The sequence below is a fragment of the Komagataeibacter kakiaceti JCM 25156 genome (assembly GCF_000613305.1).
Window position 1 is genome coordinate 1 of record NZ_BAIO01000559.1, and the last position, 1415, is coordinate 1415.

Below are 1415 nucleotides of genomic sequence, written 5' to 3' on the forward strand. Positions count from 1 at the left end.
TTCGCGCGCCGCGCGGGCTGCGTGCCCACGGCCCGCAGCAATGCGGCCAGCAGATCGGGGGTGGCGAGGTTCGGATTCACCTTTCCCGCTTCACTGGCAATGCGGTATTCCATCGTGACCCGGCCACGACGCACCCGGTGAACCTGCCCATCCGCGCGCCAGTGCGCTGGTGATGTATCGAGCAGGTGGAACGCAGCTTCCCATACGCCGCCATCGGCCTGCGCCTGAAGTTGGGCGTGCAGGCGTTCCACCATCGCCATCCGCACCTGCCGCCGTCCCGATGACACAATGGCGAAGGCGAGGAAGGACAGCATCACCATCGTCCATAAAACGATCAGCAGGGCGAAGCCCCCGTCCCTTCTTTCATCACGTCCGGGGCACGGCCCGCGCGTCATGGCCCAAGGCCCACGCCCCGCCTTATGCGTGCCTGCGGGTCGGCGCTGCCGCTTGAATGCATCCGGGCCAGATCCGCGGGCACGGCGGCGGCGGTGGTCAGGGTCTCGCGCATGTCCTCGGTCAGGGCCTGCGCATCGCGCTGGTCATGAAGCACATGGGGGGTGATGAGCACCAGCAGTTCCGTGCGCTGGTGGTTATTGCTCTGGTTACCCGCCAGAAAACCCAGAACCGGTATGTCCTTGAACCACGGAACGCCGCTGTTGTTGCGTGAGGAGTTATCGGTAATCAGCCCCGCCAGCCCGACAGTCTGCCCATCCTGTATGACCACGCGCGACGTAACGGAACGGTCGTTGAACGTGGGGTTGATGGTGCTGGAGGACGTGGCGTTGACGGAACTGACCTCCTGCGAAATATCCAGCGTGACCAGCCCGCCATTATTGACCCGTGGCGTCACCTGCATGATGACCCCGGTGGGCTGGTAGGTGAACTGGTTGTAGATGGATGTGCCGATCGTGCTGGACTGTGATCCGGTCTGGATGGGCACCAGCTGCCCGACCTGCAGCCGCGCGGGCTGGTTGTCCAGAACCATGATCTGGGGCGATGACAGGACCTGCACCTTGGTCACGTTCTGCAACGCATCTATGGCGAAGGGCGCGCCGCCGCCACTCGCCCCGCCGATGATGAACCCCGGCAGTGTATGGCTGAACGCCGCCGTGGCCAGCGTGCCGGTGGTGATGGTCTGGCTGTTGCCGCTCAGCACGCCATTGATCCCGCCGGACTTGAAGAAGAACTGCGTGCCGTAGCGCAACGCGTCGTTCAGTTGCACCTCCGCGATCACGGCGTCGATCCGGACCTGCATGGGCAGGATGTCAATCTTGCGCAGCATGTCCTCCACCGTGTCGTTTTCCTGATCGGTACCGTAGATCAGCAGGGCGTTATGCTGCTGGCTGGGAATGATCCGCATGCCGCGCTGCCTGCCGCCGCTCCCGCCCGCGCTGGTGTCCAGCCCGCCCAGCAGC

General features: G+C 64.6%; 1 protein-coding gene and 1 pseudogene. Both read right to left on the reverse strand.

Going from position 1 to position 1415, the window contains the following annotated elements; translation table 11 throughout:
• Positions 1-395: pseudogene (locus JCM25156_RS16585) on the reverse strand (general secretion pathway protein GspK); the annotation flags it as partial.
• Positions 392-1415, reverse strand: a 1024-nt coding sequence (locus JCM25156_RS16590; protein WP_025813994.1) for a type II secretion system protein GspD, incomplete at its 5' end; no start/stop codon positions are given. The pseudogene JCM25156_RS16585 and the gene JCM25156_RS16590, both read right to left, overlap by 4 nt.